The sequence below is a fragment of the Zooshikella sp. RANM57 genome (assembly GCF_050749885.1).
In the GTDB taxonomy this organism is placed as follows: domain Bacteria; phylum Pseudomonadota; class Gammaproteobacteria; order Pseudomonadales; family Zooshikellaceae; genus Zooshikella.
Genome location: NZ_JBOIUB010000001.1, coordinates 1,237,837 through 1,259,291 on the forward strand (window position 1 = coordinate 1,237,837; position 21,455 = coordinate 1,259,291).

General features: G+C 40.1%; 13 protein-coding genes and 1 pseudogene. 4 read left to right on the forward strand and 10 right to left on the reverse strand.

Annotated features, from left to right (window positions below; genetic code table 11):
• Positions 1-21: 21 nt before the first annotated feature.
• The 6 genes and pseudogenes from ACQ96U_RS04865 to ACQ96U_RS04890 all read right to left on the reverse strand — a co-directional run.
• Positions 22-507: a pyridoxal-dependent decarboxylase gene (locus ACQ96U_RS04865; protein WP_431720102.1), complete on the reverse strand. Its 486-nt coding sequence runs from the start codon at positions 505-507 to the stop codon at positions 22-24.
• A 547-nt stretch (positions 508-1,054) separates the two neighbouring features.
• Positions 1,055-3,232 (reverse strand): type I secretion system permease/ATPase, encoded by a 2,178-nt coding sequence (locus tag ACQ96U_RS04870; RefSeq protein WP_431720103.1) that lies wholly within the window; start codon positions 3,230-3,232, stop codon positions 1,055-1,057.
• Positions 3,233-3,235: 3 nt separating this feature from the next.
• The gene (locus ACQ96U_RS04875; protein WP_431720104.1) at positions 3,236-4,624 is read right to left on the reverse strand and encodes an HlyD family type I secretion periplasmic adaptor subunit; all 1,389 of its coding nucleotides are present in this window, start codon (positions 4,622-4,624) and stop codon (positions 3,236-3,238) included.
• Between the two features lie 222 nt (positions 4,625-4,846).
• A complete protein-coding gene (locus ACQ96U_RS04880) occupies positions 4,847-7,006 on the reverse strand; it encodes a type I secretion system permease/ATPase (RefSeq protein ID WP_431720105.1) in 2,160 nt (719 codons plus the stop codon).
• A gap of 574 nt (positions 7,007-7,580) precedes the next feature.
• Positions 7,581-8,012, reverse strand: coding sequence for a hypothetical protein (locus tag ACQ96U_RS04885; protein ID WP_431720136.1), 432 nt, complete (start codon positions 8,010-8,012; stop codon positions 7,581-7,583).
• A gap of 30 nt (positions 8,013-8,042) precedes the next feature.
• Positions 8,043-8,123: pseudogene (locus ACQ96U_RS04890) on the reverse strand (hypothetical protein); the annotation flags it as partial.
• A 697-nt stretch (positions 8,124-8,820) separates the two neighbouring features.
• On the opposite strand from ACQ96U_RS04890, the gene ACQ96U_RS04895 reads away from it, so the two are divergent.
• From ACQ96U_RS04895 to ACQ96U_RS04905, 3 genes are all read left to right on the forward strand, one after another.
• The gene (locus tag ACQ96U_RS04895; RefSeq protein WP_431720106.1) at positions 8,821-11,088 is read left to right on the forward strand and encodes a hypothetical protein; all 2,268 of its coding nucleotides are present in this window, start codon (positions 8,821-8,823) and stop codon (positions 11,086-11,088) included.
• A 380-nt stretch (positions 11,089-11,468) separates the two neighbouring features.
• Positions 11,469-12,236, forward strand: a complete 768-nt coding sequence (locus ACQ96U_RS04900; protein ID WP_431720107.1) for a substrate-binding periplasmic protein — start codon at positions 11,469-11,471, stop codon at positions 12,234-12,236.
• A 710-nt stretch (positions 12,237-12,946) separates the two neighbouring features.
• Positions 12,947-15,127: a PKD domain-containing protein gene (locus ACQ96U_RS04905; RefSeq protein WP_431720108.1), complete on the forward strand. Its 2,181-nt coding sequence runs from the start codon at positions 12,947-12,949 to the stop codon at positions 15,125-15,127.
• A gap of 139 nt (positions 15,128-15,266) precedes the next feature.
• On the opposite strand, the gene ACQ96U_RS04910 is transcribed toward ACQ96U_RS04905, so the two are convergent.
• The 4 genes from ACQ96U_RS04910 to glnK form a co-directional block, all read right to left on the reverse strand.
• Entirely contained in the window at positions 15,267-17,969 is a 2,703-nt protein-coding gene (locus tag ACQ96U_RS04910; RefSeq protein WP_431720109.1) for a family 20 glycosylhydrolase, read from the reverse strand.
• A 288-nt stretch (positions 17,970-18,257) separates the two neighbouring features.
• On the reverse strand, positions 18,258-18,689 hold the full coding sequence (locus ACQ96U_RS04915) for a secondary thiamine-phosphate synthase enzyme YjbQ (protein WP_431720110.1): 432 nt from the start codon (positions 18,687-18,689) through the stop codon (positions 18,258-18,260).
• Between the two features lie 150 nt (positions 18,690-18,839).
• Positions 18,840-20,087 (reverse strand): ammonium transporter, encoded by a 1,248-nt coding sequence (locus ACQ96U_RS04920; RefSeq protein WP_431720111.1) that lies wholly within the window; start codon positions 20,085-20,087, stop codon positions 18,840-18,842.
• 46 nt (positions 20,088-20,133) lie between these two features.
• Entirely contained in the window at positions 20,134-20,472 is a 339-nt protein-coding gene (gene glnK / locus ACQ96U_RS04925; protein WP_431720112.1) for a P-II family nitrogen regulator, read from the reverse strand.
• A 622-nt stretch (positions 20,473-21,094) separates the two neighbouring features.
• Here glnK and ACQ96U_RS04930 point away from each other — a divergent pair.
• On the forward strand, positions 21,095-21,433 hold the full coding sequence (locus ACQ96U_RS04930) for an accessory factor UbiK family protein (protein ID WP_431720113.1): 339 nt from the start codon (positions 21,095-21,097) through the stop codon (positions 21,431-21,433).
• Positions 21,434-21,455 lie beyond the last annotated feature (22 nt).

The window sequence follows — 21,455 nt, forward strand, 5'->3', positions numbered from 1 at the left end:
GTGATCCACGAATGGTTAGATCTAGGAATCGATATATTCGACTCTTGATGTCATTGCATACAGGTGACTTTCAAATGTAAGGAATAGACCATAAGGGATTGGGCAACCCAACACTTTATGCCCTGATAAGCTTAATGAGTCTAAGCCATTATCAAAAAAAACCTCTTGATACTCAGATACAAAGGGTAAAATAAAGCCACCTAGTGCTGCATCTGCATGAATATGCACCCTATCTCGACTTAAATTCAAGTCATTAATAATTGTATTTATCTTGCTTAGAGAGTCATATGCACCTACCATGGAAGAGCCAAAGTTAAGCACAATTATGATTGAGTTGCACTGGTGATCTTTAATCGCCCTAGTTAAGCTTTCGTAATCTATTTCCCCTTGTGTATTTACAGATATTTTTCGAATAGGCAAACTTAAAATTTTGGCGATTTTATCAATGGAGTAGTGAACAGCTTTACTACAAAGTAAGATAGGCTTATCTAGTCTTTCACGTGCCATATACAAGGCTTACAGATTCCCTTCTGTTCCCCCGTTAGTTGTATACAGCCCAAAGAAAGGTTAAAAAGTACACTAAACCACTGAATGACCTCTCTTTCAAAAGAAAAGCTATTAATAGGGTAATTGCTGACACTCATACAATTACCAGCATTATTAATTGAATAACTTAAAAATGTGGAAAGTGAACCATAATCATAATCTGTAGAGCAGGGATATCCATAAATATGATCTTTGTGTTTCTACACGCCTTTTTAAACAGCTCTAGCTGTTCAGCGTCTATTTTTGATAACGCCATAACTACTATCTACGAACTTCCAGCTAATAGAAAGGTCCATATTATGCACCAGTATTTCTAACGCTGTCATCTATACCCTCCTTATCAATTTCATGCACACTATCCATAGCCTTTACGCTAACAGACCAGCAAAGCTGTTAAACACCTGATCTCTATCTTACTCTATCAGCTATATGCCAATAATCAGGTCCAGAGAGATCAGAGCATCAACAAAGGAAAGAAGAGTAATAATATTGTAAGTCGTAACTCATCCTATTTTTTTCCAGTTTGCAAACTCCACAGCTGGCTGTAGCGTCCTTCCAAGTCAATTAATTGCTGATGAATGCCCTGCTCAAGAATCTGCCCTTTTTCCAACACAATAATATTATCGCACTGTTTTAGTGTATTAAGGCGATGAGCAATCATTATCAAAGTTCTACCTTTCGCAATCTCAGGAAGTTGCGCCAGGATGACACTCTCTGATTCATAGTCTAAAGCACTTGTGGCTTCATCAAAAATCAGGATACTTGGATTTGTAATCAGTGCTCTTGCAATTGCGATACGCTGACGCTGACCACCAGACAGACTGCCTCCTCGCTCACCGACCGGTGTATCATATCCTTGTGCTAATTGCATGATAAAGTCATGAGCACCTGCCAACTTAGCAGCATGAATAACTTCTTTCTCCGTCGCTTCAGGGTAGGCTAAGGTAATATTGTCTTTTACTGAGCCATTAAATAAAAAGCTCTCCTGTAACACAACACCTGTTTTCTGCCGAATCACAACAGGGTCGGTGACGGCTAAATCCATACCATCAATAAGCACCTGCCCGCTTTCTGGCACATATAAACGTTGTACTAACTTGGTGATGGTACTTTTACCTGAACCTGAAAGCCCTGTGATGCCAATCACTTCGCCAGCTTTAACGGATAAGTCCAAACGACGCAGCACCTCTGGTCCATTATCCTGATAACGGAATGTAACTTTTCTCAGTTCGATATCACCTTTAATTGCAGGCGGAGTTGACTTACCACTACCTACAGCTTCTACAGGCGCATCTAGAATATCACCCACTCTACGTAGTGATACTCCAGTCTGCTGAAAGTCCTGCCAAATCTGAGCCAATCGTAAAATAGGCATGGTGACGTGACCTGCCAGCATGTTAAAAGCAACCAGACCACCCACAGATAAATCACCTGTCATCACCAAGTCAACACCAAACCATAAGGTCAGTGCTGCTGTAATTTTTTGAATCAAACCAATACCTTGCCCTGCCCAAATACCCAGTGTGGCTGCTTTAAAAGATGTTTTTACATAGGCAGATAATTTATCTTCCCAGTGACGACAAAATTGTTGTTCTGTCGCTGAGGTTTTTATCGTTTCAATACCTGTTACAGCTTCAGTTAAAAATGCAGTATTTGTGGCATTTTTTTCAAAGGTGCGCTGTACTCGGTCACGCATGACTGGCGTAATACATAACCAGAATAATGAATACAATAGGAGAGAGCCAACCACAATCCATGCTAATAGGTAGGCATAAGAAAATAATAACGCTAAGAAAATGCCAATAAAAAATAAATCCAAGACAAACGTTAACGCAGACCCTGTAAGAAAACTGCGTATTTGGTCCATTTCGCGCACTCGCGCAATAATTTCACCGGTTTGTCGTTGCTTAAAATAATTTAGAGGAAGCCCTAATAGATGTTGATAAAGCCTGGAGCTTAACTCTGAATTTATTCGACTCGCCGCATGAGAAAATAACCAGGAACGCAAGAGACCAAATAAAGGATCAAAAATGGCTAACACTAAAATAGCAAAGGCAAATACTTCTAAACTGGCTAAACTTCGGCTGACGAGTACCTTATCGATAACACCCTGGAAAAGTAAGGGGGTTACAATAGCAAACAGCTGGATAAATAGTGATACGAAAATAACATTACGAAACTGGGGCCAGAATTTTTTGATTGATGGAATAAACCAACTATAACCAAAAGGCTTTTTTTGGTGATTTCCAACATCATCCCGGCGAGAAAATAAAATCCACTCTTCTGGCCAGGCACTTTTTAGCTCTTCCAGTGATTGATGCCAAGGCTGTTGGGTTTTACCGCAAAACCCATAAACGATACCATCCTCACATTGCTCGATCACATAGAAACTGTCACCAATCTTAGCCATGACAGGTAATGGTGTCAGCGCAATACGCTCAGGTTTAACCAACACATGTTGTGTACGCAAGCCTAAGCGTTGTGCACAACGCGCAACATCTAATACTTCATAAGCAGTGTGGTATTTACCATGCCGGTGTACAACCTGTAACGGATCCACCGCAATATCAAAGAGCTTCCCGACATGTACTAAACAATGAATAGCACTATCCAGCTGTTGAGTGTTCCTAACGGAGTCACAAGCCTCTTCAGCCATATTACGGGGTAATGAAACGTCCATATTCATTGCTTAACGCTCCCGTAATGCTTCTGACTGATATTCTTGCAATGGGCTTAACAGGTATTCAATCACTCGGCGATCACCTGTTCTAATTTCAGCCGTAATACTCATCCCCGCACCCAGCTTAATCTCTTCACCATCAACATTGATAACATCTTTTTCCATTTCAATGCGCGCAGGAAAAACTAAACCAAGCTGCTCATGTTCAACAGCATCACGGGAAACATGCTTAATTTTGCCTGAAATTGTTCCATACTTAGTGTAAGGAAAACTATCAATTTTAATTTCTACTGGCTGCCCTGCTACAATAAAACCAATATCTTTATTTAAAACCAATGCTTCAGCTTCTAACAACGCATTCTCAGGTACAATGACCAATAACTGCTGTGCAGGGCTAACAACTCCCCCAATGGTATGAATTTCCAGTTGCTGCACAACACCATCAACAGGTGCTTTTAAGGTTTGTAAACGGTTTTTTTCAATCGCTTTAATACGTTCCTGAGTGTATTCTGCAACCCGCTTTTGCGCTTCATTGAGTTCCTGGCGATCTTCACGCGACCACTGTCTTACAGTCTGCTTACGTCGGTCTTTTATTGTCACTGCCGCAGCTTCAAGTTCTTTAACTTTATTGCTTAATACTTCAAGCTCACTACGTAATGACAGGGTTTCTTCTTCAAGTTCCAGCATCTGTAATCGAGGAAAGGCATCCCGCTCAACAAGCTTACGTTGTGCAGATAAACGTTTTTCTTTGGTGCTTAATACTTTGCTCTGGCTAATAATTTCTGCTTTGGTTGAACTTAACTGCGCTTCGTTCTGGCTCAGTTCACTATCAATAGTGGCCAATGCGGCATCTCGCTCATCAACCTGACTTTGTAATAAATGTCGTGCCTGCAGAACATAATGTTCAGGTGCATTAAACTCAGGTTTAAATGAAGTGACTGGATTTTCCTGCCGCAATGCTTGCCAACGTGCAATATCCACTTTTGCAAACTGTAGCTGTTCTGTTAAACGTTTTACATCTGCTGCTGCACCTGTTGGGTTTAGCTCAATTAGCACATCACCTTTTTTTACAAACTGACCATCTTGGACATGGATACCAATAACCTCAGCCGTTTCTATCGGTTGAATAACTTTAGTGCGACTACTGACAATTAATTTACCGGTAGCACTGGCGATAATATCGATACGGCCAATAATGGACCAAGCCAATGCAATAACGACTAAAGCACAAATTCCCAGTAAAAAGCCTCGCCCATATGGAGTGGGTGGACGTTCTGTGACCTCTAAATATGCAGGTAAAAAGTCATATTCATGGGCTTTACGTTTTTCTGGTTTTTGTTCTTTACGTTGTTGTCGCCATGCGGAAAGAGCGACTTTTAAATGCTGTTTGATGCTCACATTACTACTCCAGAAGGGCTCAGTTTTCCCCCTTCATGCATAAAATCTAATCGCTGTGGGTATACCCGTTTTATACCCTTCACGAATCATTTTTAGGGTTTGTTGTCTGCGTTCTTCACCCCAGTCACTTATTAATATAAGCTCCGGGGGCTTCATCGCTTGACGGCCGCCCCTAAAAACCCTTCGTTTTGGGTATATTTCAACTAAAAACAGCACTACGTGCTAAATCGTAATACTATTTTCCTGCTCCATATTTTCCTGTTGAGCCCACAGACGAGCATATAGCCCTTCTTGCGCCAATAACTGTTCATGCTGACCCATTTCCACAATTTGCCCGTCAGCTAAGGCAATTATGCGATCACACTCTCTTACCGTAGACAAACGATGGGCAATCACAATAACAGTACGACCACGACAAATGTCGCGCATATTTCGTTGGATAATTTCCTGGGAAACATCATCTAATGCACTGGTAGCTTCATCAAAAATCAGTAACGCAGGATCCGTTAATAATGCTCTGGCAATGGCAATGCGTTGACGTTGCCCGCCCGATAATGAACTTCCACCTTCAGCAATGACGGTGTCATAACCATCAGGCAACTCTAAAACAAAGTCATGCGCACCAGCCAACTTCGCAGCAGCAATAATTTCGTCTAAAGGTGCAGCAGGGTTTGATAAAGCAATGTTATCGCGTACAGATCGATTAAATAGATAGTTTTCTTGTAAAACGACACCAATCTGCTGTCGCAAACTAGAAGGTTCAAGCTGGGCTACACTCGCCCCATCAATAAAAATATCACCTTGCTGTGGTAAATATAAACGCTGAATAAGTTTAGTTAATGTACTTTTTCCTGACCCTGATGGACCAATAACACCAATCACCTCACCAGGCTTAATCATTAAATTAATGCCTTTTAAAACAGGGGGTAAATCAGGTCGATAACTAAACATCAGGTTCCGTATTAACACCGAACCTCTTACACGCTGAACTAACTCCTTTTGACCTTGTTGTTGTTCCATCGGTGTATTCAACACATCACCTAACCGGTCAACAGAGACTCTAGCCTGTACAAACTGCTGCCATAACTCGGCTAAGCGAATTACTGGTTGGCTGACATGGTTCGCCATCATATTAAACGCAATTAATTGGCCTATGGATAACTCAAGACCTATAACCATCCTCGCCCCAAACCAAAGTACCAATGCCATCGTGACTTTTTGTATTAACATGACACCATGAGAGGTAAAACTTTGTAACTGCTGAGTACGGTAGTTTGCATCAACAAAATCTTGTGTCTGACCTTCCCAACGCTGTTGCATTTGCGGCTCAACGGCTAAGCTTTTAACAGTTTCGGCCCCCGATACCGTTTCCGTTAAAAAAGCATTATTTAATGCACCGTATTGAAACTGTGCTTCAATACGTTTTTGCATAGGATTTGTCACTAAATAGGAAAGCAATAAGTAAATTGGAACAGACGCTAACACGATCCCTGTTAAAAATGGCGAGTAATAATACATCACCGCAAAAAATACAAAGGTAAACGCTAAGTCTACGATCAGCGTCATGCCAGCCCCTGTAATAAACTCGCGGACAGTGGATAATTCCCGAATGCGCATGACAGTAACACCCACACTGCGTGCTTTAAAATACAGCAAGGGTAGGCGCATTAAATGATTAAATAATTTTGAACCCAGATGAATATCAATACGATTGGTGGTGTGAGCAAAAAGGTATTCCCTTAATCCCTTTAATACTACCTCCATAATACCCACAATAATTAAAGCGATTACTAATACATCCAGCGTGGATCGGCTCTGATGGACCAATACCTTATCCATCACTACCTGAAAGCCAAGTGGTGCTAATAAGGCTAATATCTGTAAAAAAACAGAGGCCAGTAACACTTCACCCAAGAGCCGCCTAAAGCGCACAAACTCTGGAATAAACCAGGTAATATCAAAACGTCGCGTTGCGCCTGCCTGACGTTTTTCTCCCGAAACAGAAATAGTTTTTCCCGCCCAAATTTCCGCTAATTTATCCACAGAAATTATTTCTGGCTGGGGTTTATCAGGGTGTTGAATCAGAGCTTTACCATCAGCAATTTTAGCTAAAACATAATAATCGCCTTCTTTTGAGGCAAATGCTAATGGCAACTGATCTTGAGAGAGTTTTTTGTATTCACACTTGGCCACTTTCACTTTCAATTTTAGCGCTTTAGCAAATGCTTTTGCTGCTGTTTCCAAGCGCTGATTTTGAAACTGCTGTTTAAGTTCATTGGCTTGTTCTGTATTCGTAATTTCTTGAAACAACAAGCCCAGTGTGGTTATACAACCTAATGCTGTACTAACGTCCCGCGGTAGCGAGGTTGATTGCTCAGTCATTGACTACCTTATTTAACTGCAAATTTATCCTCACAAATATTTTTAAAATTCACTAAGGATAAAAACCATCACTGTATATTGTGTAAATCTATTTTCCCGATACCAATACAATTCCTTTGCTTTACATCGTTGGTAAGACCCAACCAAACAGGATTACCAATTCAAACTCATTTAAAAATATGGTCGCTTCCAAGCTGCTATTGTATACCCATTGCGAAGGGATTTAGGAGAGGCCATCAAGCGATGAAGCCCCAGGAGCTTATAAATAATAAGTGACTGGGGTGAAGAGCGCTGACAGCAAACCCTGAAAATGATTCGCAAAGGGTATAGTTTAAGGCAGAACATAATACCGGAGTTAAAGAAACAGCACCAGCCGTTGCTTATCCCCTCAATGAAGGAGGTAATCCCACCACAAGTTAAATCACTTACCGTGAGAAAAAACTAAACGTCTAGTGACTTTTCTTTAGTTTTTACTGATGCGAGCTGGTTAATACCAAGCGATCATTTGATGTAACCAGTGAGCCAGATGTTGCTTCACCCGCTACTCCATCGGTCATTCTCGCCATGGTACTAATCAACCCATTGACACTACTGGCGGGCTGAACATCCGCTGCGGCAACAGACGCACCACATCGGTCAGCATCCCCTCAAGTCGTGATGAGGGAATCACATAGCCACCATCGCCGGGTTGGATGTAACTGATAGCTTTTTCACCACCGGTAAAGTGTCCAGTAACGGTCAACTTTTGCTGCAAGTCGTTATCCACCAGCATCACCAGATCGTCAACATTGCGGTGATAGCTGATTCGCTCACGGTCGATATCGATAAAGAACACCCAATCGGTACCGCCTCCTGTATTGTCAATAACGTCCTGACCACCTTGGGCATGGTAATAATAGTGATCATCACCCACGCCACCCTGTAAGGTATCGTTACCGGCAAAGCCAGCCAGCACATCGTTACCGGCACCACCGATCAGGGTATCGTTGCCATCATCCCCATTCATGCGACCATTACCGCCCTGAATAAAGTCATCACCATCGCCACCCAGCAGGATATCATCGCCGCCCATGCCAAACAGGGTATCATCACCGGCCAGACCACGAATCAAGTTACGGTTGTTACGGCCTACGGTTGGATATAGCTAATCGCCAGATCACCACCAGTAAAGTGCCCTGTAACAGTGAGTTTCTGCTGTAGATCGTTATCCACCAACAAGCAGTTTGATCTTTTGTATAAAAATATATCCAGTTAAATACCTATATAAATAAAAATTAATCCCTATTAAAATATCTTAACCACCCATTCATTTTAGCTATACATTTTAACTTATATTTTGCAAGCCCTATTAAATAGTAATTTAACAACAATAACACCGATAATAATCACTAAATAAAAGAGACAATTTATTTATGTAAATTTACCAAAAAAATATAATACACTCTTACAACACTTTTTTCTTATATATGCCTCACATCAAATTCTCTCAAAATGCAACAAAAATAAGTGGTTTTTGGCTACTTTTTCTGATAATTATTAGTTACTTAGCTGTTACCACAATAGTACCATGGATCAGTTTTTATTTATTTTATAGCGATAAAAATATAAATATACCTGAATATCAATAAACTGCATTATTGATAAGTAATTACTAATAAAATAACAAGTTACACAATTTTAAACTATGCCATCAAGAGTAAATCTAAGACTGCTTATATAAACAAATATAAAAGCAATAATCTTAGTTATTCAAATAATAAGAACAGGGAATTCACATCATTAAATTATGTGCTTAAATATGAGGGTTTGATGTAATGAAACCGATACCAAAAATTCCCTATTTAGGGTTGTACTTTACTTTTCTATTACTCTTGCTGGCAGGGCATTCAAGTGCAAGTCGATACCCAATTTATAATGTCTATTTAATCAATAATACAGAGTATAATATTCGTGTAGAAACAGAAGATGGGCATGCCGTTAAGGTTCCCCCAGGTAATGATTCAGGAGAAGCCTACATTTCTCCTTGTGATTTTTCCCAAATATTTAATGCAAAACATGTTTACCAACTGCCGCAAGAAGATAGAGCCATTAGAACACGCTTTGGCATTAGTGACCAAGGGAACACTCCTTATATGGAGCTGTTAACCAACCCCTTACAAAATAAGTTTAAAGTAGAAAAACGTCCTTCTACTTATGACAACCTTACTGAGGATGTATCTGGATGGGTCGATATTGATGCTCAGCAAAAGTTAAATGCTGGTTTAATTAATAGTGTTTGGCTTGCTAAAAAGCATGATGTGAATGCTAAAGGGTATAACAAAATCTATGCTCGTGTCGCTATGTTACCCATGAGTCCTGGTGCTGGATATCGCTTATTTGTTGCACTCGTTCAAGCCAAGGATGACTTGGATAGCTTTTATGGTTATGCGAATGGACTTGGTGCACATCATTTTGGACGTTGGATTCGTGAAGTAAGACTAATCAATAACACTGACTATGATCTTATGATAAAAAAGGTCAAAGAAACACCAGATTATTATGAAGAGCAAAAAATCTGGATGCGTGGAAAAAATAGCAATCAGTTGCACCCTTGTAATTTATACAAAGGCGATAAGCTTGAAGACTTTTCCACTGATGATGAAAGCACATTCAAATACGAAATAGGCTTTATTTCTGAGTCAACGCCTGCGACAGGTACAATATCAACGATAGATGTTTCAGTCGACCTTAAGGACGAACGATATAAGTTAGATAAATCTGAGTACACATACCTTGAAAGGTCTCTTGCAGATAAAACCAGTACGCCCATAACAAATTGGGTTGATTCCTCTTTCCGCCAACGAGCGCTTTATAGTCATTGGACACCTAAACACCACGAATTTGGCAAGCAACAAGTTAGCGTTCATTTAGCTGTGTTGTCAGATGTCATGTACATTATTTTATCTCAACAACAACTTGACGCTGATGACAATAACCCCAATTCAATGGACGATAAACAGGAAGTCGTGTTTAAAGGTGTTCGCTGGTATAACAAAGGTGGTGGCATCGTACATGAAACGCCTCAAAGCTGGATTGCACGTGGCGCTATGGAGTATGTATACGACGAGTCTCGGTCTGATAAGCGCGTAAAAGAAGCACGGTTTTTCACCGAAAATAACGGAATTGATTCAATTAGCACTTCAGCACTAAGAAAATGGAACTTTATCTATAACAACCAGGGTGTTTTAGAACGTGCTATTTATACCGTATCCAGCATCAACACGATGTATCTTGATCTTTACTATGACGATCCGCATCAACGTAGTGGCCTCGAGTCAAAAGATTTAGATAAGCAACTTTATCCGACACGTGTCGTTAGATTTGAGTGTTCAGATGCAGCATGTCGTAACAGGGCACGCATTCCGTATAATCAGCTCCCCAGTCTTGCAAGTGCAAGTAAGCAGCAAAATGGCTCTTATGGTGTCAAAATTAACCGGTCAGAAGGCTACCCATACTTACTATCCTGGTACACTATCAGTTATAACTATGGCAGTGATAAATACGGTTATGTTAATAATCCACAGCAAGAACGTATTACTAAGTACGACTTTTATCAAAACTGGTATGCAGGTGATATGTCTGAGTCCCATGCTATTGCACCAGGCTACATTCAGTTTGTTCGTGGTGAAGGTAACTTGCTTAAAGCCAAAAAAGTCTTTTCAAAAAATGCAACCGTAAGTACAGGTTATCCACAGACCCAACAGGATAACTTTACGTTCAAGCAATACCAAGGGAAAAACTTTTTACATGAAATCAATGTAGATTGGTGGGTTAACGATGCTGACACCACTAAAGTAACCAACCTAGTACAAGTGAAACCTATTTATATGCCTGAACCGTCCACTTTAACTAACAGTGATTTTCGATTTAGAGATGTTCATCCTATTGGTGAAATTATGCCTATTCACGATATGTGGATGACCGAAAGAGAGGCTTCATTAACCACTATTGATGATAGTTCACCGTCAGATGACACTGAAAGTGAAGATGGAGACTCATTAAGCGACCAGTTTATCAATGTCATTAAAGAAATAATGGATTAGTAGGTAAGCAATAAATAGAGATAACCTTTAATAGCTTTAGTTAGAGGTTAACTCTTATTATATCTCTTGAATAATATTCACTGAATAAAGTAGTTAACATAGACTTTATATCGAACGTTTGTATTTCTCCCCACCCCAACTAAAAGACCAACGTACGACTTTTTAACATTTTTTATTTGATACACCACTCATTATTGATAAATATCTTATTGCTGATAAAATTGCTCAACTTTTAGGTGGGGTACTCACTAAAAGTGTTATACAGGCCATTGATCATAATACACCTTCATATCGTCATAGGATGACTTCATCAGTGTTTATGTAAAGCAGGTATAGATTCCAAAAGCCACATCTTAAGTCACTTCTAATCGGTTACAATAATGTTGTTACGTACGTTTATTACTACTTTAATGTGTTTATCCCTCAGCCAGGTTGTTCAAGCGAAAGAACCTGAATTCGACTTGGTCACGGAGAACTTACCTCCTTTTAACTACAGTGTTAGAAATAAGAGTTTCGAACATAAGCAAGAAAATATTAAGGGTATTTCTGTTGAAATAATTAGTGAGTTATTTAAACGTACAGATCTCAACTATTCTCTTAAGTTAAGACAATGGAATCTGGCTTACTCATACGCACAACGTAAACCCTACCGAGGTGTTTTTGGCACTGTAAAAACTAAGGAAAGAGCAGACTCATTCCAATGGGTTGGTCCATTACTCGAAAATAATTGGGTTGTTTTTGCAAAAAATGACTTTAAAGGAAAAATAACACACGAACATCAACTAAAAAAATATGAAATTGGTGGCTATAAAGGCGATATACGTGTTATCTATTTAAAATCGAAGGGCTTTAATGTTACAGCTATCAGTAATGACCGCTATAACCCTCAACTCTTGGATAATGGGTTAATCGATTTATGGGTATCTGGCAGCTTTTCAGGCCCCTATCTCGCCAAGTTATCAAACATTAATGTGAAACCTGTTTATACTCTGCGCAAAGCATCTGTATACCTGGCGATGAATAAAGACACACCTAAAAAATACATTGATACTTTAAACGCTGAACTTAAAAATATGCATGACGATGGTTTCATTAAACGAGTCATGTCTTCTCATAAAGAGGAACTCACTGCTTCCTTGAAGAAATAACAGACCAGAAGTCCACTCAAAATTAAATAGTACAAAATAAGCTACAATTTTAACTCAATATAAATAGGGTGATTTAAAATGGTCAAGGATGTCCTTTTTAAATCATCCTATCCCTCCGTACACAAATAAAACCAGATCAATTTATCTTCGCGAAGTCTATTGATTATTAATTCACATTTAATGTGCTAATCAATACATCAAGTTAAAAATCATCTAATCAGTACATATATTATGTACTTTTATCAACTATTTTATAGAGATAATTTGCTTAAATATTGTTATCTAATTCGCTAACTACTGATTTTATCAAACTACATAAAACTATTGTGATTAACCCCTTTTTTTAACTTTCACTTTTCTGTTTAAATTGGTTAACAGTTGAAAACAGGAGTCATGGTTTATTTTAAGACACCTTAATTAAACCATTTTATGGACAGAATCACGGAATATAGCTAAGGAAAGAAGACAGGTAATTACTGTTTTAACAATATAGGCATCAAAGGTTTAGTTATGCCTAGCACCAAGCAGTTGATTATTAGTTCACATGTATTTTCATAAACAATCACAGATTGAAGAACTAAAACAAACTGCATGCTTCTAGTCAGCAAACTATGCGCTGTACATCAGAATGATGTGTTTATTTTTGCTATACCAGCAACAAAATTAACACCAAATTTATAGAACCAGTTAAAATATCCAGGTTTTTTTACATGAACCCCAAACTGTCCAAATTACTCATTTACAGCACATGCTTCTTAGCATTGACAGCATGTGATGATGACGATAAACCAAAGCCCCCACCAGGTGATGGGAATCCACCTCAAACCAACCAAACCCCTGTAGCTTCAGTTAATTATCAGTGTAATCAATTAACCTGTAGCTTTAGCGGTGCAGATAGTAAAGACCCCGACGGACAAATTGTAAAGTATGTCTGGCAATTTGGTGACGGCCAAGGCTCTACAGAAATTGCACCACAACATACGTATGCTGAAGCAGGTACTTACAAAGTCTCACTTATGGTGGCTGACGACAAGCAAGCCGCGGATAAAAAAACCATTGAAGTCACAGTCAAAAGTGATGACCCTGGTGATGATGGTGATACACCAGATGATGACCCAACAAACGCTCAAAATGAATGTAATGACTGGGAAGGTAAACACAAGGATTGGATTTGGTGTGATGACTTTGAAAGCGGACTCAGTTTAGCCGAAAAATACGGCAAGAATAGTGTTCAGCAAGGAGAGCACGCCGACTCGCTAACGACAACAGAAAGTGAAGCGGCAAATGGTAAACACGCTCTGGTACTCAAATGGGGCAAAGACCAGAAAAACGCAGGCTCTTTCCGTCGTAACTTTGGCTTAGTACCATACAACTCATCTGCTGACGACCTGGGTAAAACACCCTATCAGTCGGATAAATTCGAAGAAATATACTACCGCTTCTATATTAAATACCCTAAAAAACAACAAGGCTCGCCTAAAAAGCTAGTTCGTGCTGTAGGGGTTGCAGATGGTAAAAGTCAATTTGGCCCCCAATCATTCATCGCAGGTTTAATTCATAATCCTGCTGATGAAAAACTTGCGCTTGATACATGGACAGGTTTCGACCCTACAAACCCAGACTCTACACTTAAGACCGTCAAGTGGGATGATGTTGATAACCTGACAGCACTCTCAGACACTTCAGGAGATGGAGATATTCCTCCACCCCCAGGTCTGAAAAATGTAGCTAATCCAGACGATGATGGCGACATTCCACCGCCGCCCCCACCACCAGGTGATGGTGATGATACATCTGATGATGGGGATATCCCTCCTCCCCCTCCACCTGGAGATGGCGATGATGGAGACAGTCCGGATGACGGTGACATACCACCACCGCCTCCACCAGGGGATGGTGATGATGATGGGGATAATCCTGATGATCCAAACATTCCAATTCCTCCTCCACCAGGTGATGGTGACGACGATGGAGATAAGCCAGGCGATGGCCAAAATCCGTTAACAAAAGGCCAGTGGCATTGTGTTGAGGTTAAAGTCAAACTCAACGCAACAGAACCATACGCCAGCAATGGCACCATGCAGGTCATGATTGACGGCAAACCACAAGATGGGTTGACTGTTGGTGATTTAAACTGGACAGGAAAATGGCGTAACTACGGTATTAATGCAGTCCAGTTTGAAAGTATTTGGGAAGATAATACCGATCAAGAACGCCAAAGCTATATTGACTCTTTTGTCGTTTCAAAAGCACCCATTGGTTGTCATAAAGGTGATGATGGGGATAATCCGGATGATCCAAATATTCCACCGCCTCCACCTCCTGGTGATGGTGATGACGACGGGGACAACCCTGATGACCCCAATATTCCACCACCTCCCCCTCCGGGTGATGGCGATGATGATGGGGATAATCCAGATGACCCAGATATTCCACCACCACCACCGCCTCCAGGTGATGGAGACGACAATGGCGATGATTCAGGAGATGATGACTTACCACCTCCGCCACCACCGCCAGGCAACCCTGATGATGATGGTGACAAACCCAACGATCCTGACATTCCACCACCGTTACCTCCATCAGGACCCGATAATGGTGACGAAAAGCCAACTGCACCCGCAAGCTTGTCTATTTCTGTATCAAGCATAAATGGTCAAAAAGCGGTGACGTTGCAATGGCAAGACACAAGTAACAATGAGCTTATGTTTGTCATTCAAAAGCGTGAAAAAGGAAAAGATTGGCAATACCTCAATACGGTTGAAGCCAATACAACACAATTTGTTGATAAAGCCGTAGAAGGTGGAAAAACATACGAATATCGTATCAAAGCAACCAATAAAACAGGTGACTCGAACTTTAGTAATGTGGTATCCGGGTCTGCAACATAATCAATAAAAAATACTCTCTATAGAGGGTTAAATTTCACTCTTAATAAGGGCTGTTTAACAGCCCTTTTTTTAAACTATACCCTCAACGAATTATGTCTATTGGTCAGTAATATTCATTACGAATGAAGTGACTTATAGTTTATGGTGATAATACTGTTGTCCGACTACTCCGCCCATTTGAAGAAAATGTTTTTAGCTTTATTTCACCAGAAACTGGGTCCAAAGGATGTTGGTATTTTTTGGAATTGATTGAAGGTTCACTGCCATCAACAGTATATCGTACTGTTAAACCAGGAAAAGCTGTATTTGCATGTATTCTTCCACCCACGAGTTTTGCACCAGGTAGTGGTAAACGATATTGATATCCCCCATTCCAATGATCTAACCGTGGTAATTCATAAGACCCAACTCGAACTGCAAATTTTTGCCAATGTTGGTTTAATTTAAAAAGGCGTTTTTTCCTATCCTGTTCGTTGGCCCATGCAGGCTGTTTTGACCATGCTCTTTCTGCCAGCGCGATTAACTTAGGTAATGCCAAGTACTCTAATTGCGCAGCGGATTTAATATTTTCACTCCATAACTGGCCTTGAATTCCTAAAATATTGCCACGCATATCAGCTTGTAACCGTGTACTATTTTCCCATTGATCATCACTTAATGGATTTCCCATCCTATCCTGCCAAGCAGATTTAAAAATATCAAATGGGGTAAACTCAAAGACCGTACGTGTATTAACAAAACCGGCCCAATAATAACCCAACTCATCTGGATCTTTTTGATAGGCTAAATCAAAATATAAATTTGTCGCATTGGCCAATACAACGGGAAACCCTGCGTTAGCAAGCCGATAACCATAGTCTTCTGTGCCCCACCCCCAAACATTATTCCATACATAAGGACGCATAGAGCCAGGATCAATCATCGGATTAATGACTACTGAATCATTTTCTTTAACAAAAGCAAGCTCTTCCCAGCCGCCCGTTTGTTTACGATAAACCTGTACCATTTGATGTACATTATAAACAAACTGGCGTTTGAGCCTCTCAACCTGTTCATCAGAAAGTTCTTCTGTGCCAAATAATGCTGTACAAGCGGGTGATTTTCGCCAAACACCGTCAGGGACTTCATCTCCTCCTAAATGAATGACAGGAACTTCAACATTAGCCTCCTGATACATCCAGTGTAATTCAGCTAATATTTTATTAATAAATAAGTAAGTAGAAGAAAGACAGGGGTTGATGACATTATCATGCCAGCCCTGAACAGACTTATAGACAGACTTATCTTGCAAGTCACTCAGTAAAAAGCGAGCAGCTTGTTCTTTGAACCCTTCACGTTGCAAACGAGCATAGCGCACCTCCATTGACTTTATTGCAGCACGGGCATGTCCAGGAAAGTCAACCTCAGGTATTACGGTAATATGATGACGCTGGGCATAACGTAATAATTCGATAAACTCTGCACGAGAATAAAATCCAGATCCATTATTATCTGGAAAAGGGCCAGATCCAAAAGAAGGCACTAGGTGTTTTGTTTCATCCAATGTATGCCCTCTTCGCCCACCAACGTCAGTTAACTCAGGTAACCCAGAAATAGCCAGTCGCCAGCCTTCATCATCTGAAAGATGTAAATGCAACCTGTTTAACTTATACAGTGCTAAAACATCAATTAATCGTTTTATTGAATCTAAAGAGCTAAAGTTTCGAGCAACATCAAGGTGCACGCCTCGATACTGAAAACGGGGGTAATCTTTAATATATAAAACTGGAATTAATAACTGCCTACTACGCTTTGAGTTTAATGCAAAGTGTGAATAACTCTCAACAGGAATCAACCCCAAGAGTGTTTGTATTCCGTAATAAACACCTCCTGCATTTTCTGCATAAATATTTATTCCATGTAGTTTATCTACGCTCAACTCATAACCATCGGTATTTGTTTTAGTTGAATGCTGATCACTTACTTTATCTTTAATTAAACAAATACTAAACGCAGTATAGTCACAATACTCAGTAAAACTGACAGGCCAACCCAGCTCCTCAATAAGCATACTTTTCAAATACTGTGCTTCACTACTAAACTCTTCGTTAAATGCAATGGTAATTGGTTGATTGATTACAAGCGGTTGATTACTGTTTTTATGTACTTCAACAGGACTTGGTATTACAAAGGACGTATTTTCATCGCTGTTTTTTTGCTGACCTGACTTATGTGCGACGACTGCGGTATCCACCGCAAGCAACGCCCGATTTCTGTCAAAGCGCACTGCCGCAGTGTCAACGGGCCAATGATCTCCATTAAATCGTTTAGTTTGTTTATCTGATAGGTGATCTGCAATAACAACATCATTAATCAGAATGGGTTGACTATCCTTACTTGGCACAAGGTAAAATCCTGCAGGCGCATCAGACTTACTGATCGCCCAGTACTGTGCAGTTAGGTTAATGGTAAGGGTTTCACCATTATTTAATCCTTTAAATGCTGCTTTTGGCTCGATATAAAATAAATCACCATTAACATGTTTTATTTCAAGCATATCATTAGGTGTATAGGTGAGTATTTCACGGACAAAGTTAAAATAGATTCGCCAATTTTGACTGATTAAGCTTTGGCGACCATGATTTGTTATTTTTAATTCGGCTTTAAAACTATTTGCATCATCCTGCAAGTTATCCAGTACCTGCCAGTGGATACCTATATTGTATGCGTTTCCTTTTGTATTAAGATTTTTAGCTGAAGCTGCGATAGAAAATAAACTGACCGGGATAATGATAAATAATATTTTGAGAATGTATTCGTACTGTCTTAGGCTTCTTATAATTCCGTTTGGCCTTATGTTCATAATTTCACCTTATAGGTCATTTTTAGACTTGTTGTAATACATTATTTCCTTACAACTTAATTATACCCATAACGAAGTTTTTTTAGGGGCGGCCGTCAAGCGATGAAGCCCTCGGAGCTTATATTAATAAGTGACTGGGGTGGCAGTTAAACGCTCCTGCATAAACTGCATTCACACCATCCTTAGTGCTCAAGAGTGCAGACAACAAACCCTAAAAATGATTCGTGAAGGGTATATTATACCTATAAGTAAACTATTTATATGCTGAAACATTACGCCTATTTTAATTTATTTCTCGAAATCCTCACCAAACAGTGTTGCAACAATTCGATGACTGCTTCCATGAGTATGATGCTCTCCGAGATAAATACCTTGCCATGCACCTAACGCTAGCTGGCCTTGTGATATGGGTATGACTAATGAGAAACCGATCAGCGTATTCTTTAAATGTGCAGGTGTTGCATCAGCACCATGACCTTTGGATTGAAAATGTTCCGCATTTTCAGGCACTAAATAATTTAAGTGGGACTCAAAGTCGGCTCGTATTGAGGGATCAGCATTTTCATTCACTGTTAATGATGCTGATGTGTGCTGCATAAAAAGACTTAATAACCCCACCTTAACAGTGTCAATTTCTGGTAGCTCTTGTATTAGCTCATCAGTTACCAAATGAAACCCTCGTTCCCTTGGCACTAATTGAACAATCTTTTGTACCCACATAAAAAAACCATCCCCACGAATGAATATGAGCACTTAATAATAAAAAAGGAGGCTTATGCCTCCTTTTATAATAACTAGCGAATATATGCTGTTATCATTGCCTCTAAGGGCCATTGATGACTTATTAAAGGCTGTCCCATATTCATAATTTTATTTGCTGGTAAATTCAGGATAGGCTTCCATACCACACTCCGCAATATCTGCCCCTTCGTATTCTTCCTCTTGACTGATACGTATACCCATAATTTTTTTAAGGACAAACCATACGACAAAGCTACAACCAAAAACCCAGGCAAAGATGGTCACGATACCCAGTAACTGTTTGAGCAATGTTGCATCGCTATTCGTCAGAGGCACAGCCAATAATCCCCAAATACCTACCACACCATGTACAGAAATGGCACCAACAGGATCATCCAGATGAAGCTTATCAAGTGTTACAATGGCAAACACCACCAGAATACCACCCACAGCACCAATGAGTGTTGCTGCTAATGCTGAAGGGGTTAGAGGTTCAGCAGTAATCGCAACCAAGCCTGCAAGTGCACCATTTAAAGCCATTGTTAAATCAGCTTTGCCAAATAGCAAACGTGCAGTAATAAGAGCAGCGATCACTCCACCTGCAGCTCCCGCATTGGTATTCACAAAAATCTGTGCAACAGCATTAGCATTTTCAATACCAGTCAACTTGAGCTGGGAGCCGCCATTAAAACCAAACCAACCCAGCCACAACACAAAGGTACCTAACGTTGCGAGAGGCAAATTAGCACCAGGAATAGCATTCACCACACCATTCTTGCCATACTTACCGTTACGTGGTCCCAGTAAAATGACCGCTGCTAGTGCAGCAGCAGCACCACACATATGCACTACACCAGAGCCTGCAAAGTCTTGAAATTTAGCTGCTTGCAGGAAACCACCACCCCATTTCCAGTAACCTTGAACAGGGTAAATAAATCCTGTCAGCACCACCGCAAACAATAAAAATGCCCACAGTTTCATTCGTTCAGCAACGGCACCAGATACAATCGACATTGCCGTTGCAACAAAGACCACCTGAAAGAAAAAGTCAGAACGTGCCGCATAATAAGTTGAACCCTCACTTGATAACACAGCCTCTGCTGTATGCTCATCACCTATGAGTGTTCCTAATATAGGTAAAATACCACCTGCTGCATCCTCACCGGGATACATGATTGCATAGCCACACAACAAGTACATTGTGCATGCTACAGCAAATAACGCGACATTCTTGGTTAAAATTTCGACGGTATTTTTAGCTCGGACTAAGCCTGCTTCTAACATAGCAAAACCCGCAGCCATCCACATGACTAAAGCACCACATACTAAAAAATAAAAAGTATCGAGCGCATAAGACAGTTGAGTTAAGTTTTCCACAATCAGCCCCCCTTTAGGCTTCAAATAACGTTACACAACGGTTCGCTCAGATAGCATCAGTTCCTGTCTCACCAGTTCGAATTCTTACTGCCTGCTCAAGGGCAACCACAAAAATTTTGCCATCGCCTATTTTGCCGGTGTTAGCTGCCGTTGATATTGCTTCAATGACTTGATCTAACATCTCATCGCCAATAGCAATTTCAATTTTTACCTTGGGTAAGAAGTCAACAACATATTCAGCGCCACGATATAATTCAGTATGGCCTTTTTGTCGTCCAAATCCCTTCACTTCAGTAACAGTAATACCTTGCACACCGATTTCAGAAAGGGCTTCACGTACGTCATCTAACTTGAATGGCTTAATGATTGCCGAAACTAATTTCATTTTAATCTCCTGCAGTTTTATGTCTTGCCCATGGGGGGCTGGAGCAAGTTATTTATGCAATTTATATAAGCCTAATACCTAAATACAAGTAGATTTATAACCCTTTACGTAACTTAGCGCTAACAGCACAAGGCTTCCTTTGCCACACCCCCTTGTTCCATCAACATCAAGTGGTTATTTATTCATTTCCTACTCGTACGCTCAGCAAAAAAGTAAGCAACTGTAAACGTCACATAATGCTGAGCATTTCTTCAACAAGTACACGTTTAACAGCAACTTAGTAGCAGGATGTATGCCATCTACAGATTTCATCTTTTTATATCAATAAGTTAGCTTATCGTTCGGAGTTGAATTGAAGGAGTGTTATAGAAAAAATGCACCAGTTTGGTTCACGCAAAATGGCTTTGCTCTTTTTACGATCACCCTGTCTAAGCAAAGCGTGTATGTATATAGCTGATAGTAGAAGAGGCTAGTGACTGTTCCATGAATTCTAAATGATCAACTACGAATAGTTTCTCGCTTCATGACTATGCTAAAGTAATAGTGCATTCATTACTGCTTGATAACATCTATACCGTACATGTTTCCTTAATCGTGCACACTCAACAGAACAGGCTTAAGCATGATCAACAAAGCATTTATTCAGTCTCTTAGCGAACAAATCAGCAGCTCCGTTGGTGAAAAAGTGCAGCAACTGATGTCAGGGGAAAAACCACAAATTCAAAAAGACATTGAAAATAATATCCATATTCTATTGCAAACAGCTTTTGCCAAATTAGACCTGGTGACAAGAGAGCAATTTGAAGATCAATTAGCCGTTTTACAACATACCCGTGCCAAACTAGAAGCATTAGAGCAGAAAGTAGCAGCGCTGGAGGCTCACCTTGCCTCAGCGGATAAATCGACAATCATTATTGAAAGTGCTTCTCAACAATTACCTCCAGAAGAAAAAGAGAACTAACTCAACACAAGTTAGTCACTAC

Bases quoted from the DNA above. Each gene is read 5' to 3' on its own strand.
- ACQ96U_RS04895 (WP_431720106.1), top strand. From the start codon at position 8,821: ATGAAACCGATACCAAAAATTCCCTATTTAGGGTTGTACTTTACTTTT.
- ACQ96U_RS04930 (WP_431720113.1), top strand. From the start codon at position 21,095: ATGATCAACAAAGCATTTATTCAGTCTCTTAGCGAACAAATCAGCAGC.
- ACQ96U_RS04870 (WP_431720103.1), bottom strand. From the start codon at position 3,232: ATGAATATGGACGTTTCATTACCCCGTAATATGGCTGAAGAGGCTTGT.
- ACQ96U_RS04880 (WP_431720105.1), bottom strand. From the start codon at position 7,006: ATGACTGAGCAATCAACCTCGCTACCGCGGGACGTTAGTACAGCATTA.
- ACQ96U_RS04905 (WP_431720108.1), top strand. From the start codon at position 12,947: ATGAACCCCAAACTGTCCAAATTACTCATTTACAGCACATGCTTCTTA.
- ACQ96U_RS04915 (WP_431720110.1), bottom strand. From the start codon at position 18,689: ATGTGGGTACAAAAGATTGTTCAATTAGTGCCAAGGGAACGAGGGTTT.
- ACQ96U_RS04885 (WP_431720136.1), bottom strand. From the start codon at position 8,012: ATGAATGGGGATGATGGCAACGATACCCTGATCGGTGGTGCCGGTAAC.
- ACQ96U_RS04865 (WP_431720102.1), bottom strand. From the start codon at position 507: ATGGCACGTGAAAGACTAGATAAGCCTATCTTACTTTGTAGTAAAGCT.
- glnK (WP_431720112.1), bottom strand. From the start codon at position 20,472: ATGAAATTAGTTTCGGCAATCATTAAGCCATTCAAGTTAGATGACGTA.
- ACQ96U_RS04910 (WP_431720109.1), bottom strand. From the start codon at position 17,969: ATGAACATAAGGCCAAACGGAATTATAAGAAGCCTAAGACAGTACGAA.
- ACQ96U_RS04900 (WP_431720107.1), top strand. From the start codon at position 11,469: ATGTTGTTACGTACGTTTATTACTACTTTAATGTGTTTATCCCTCAGC.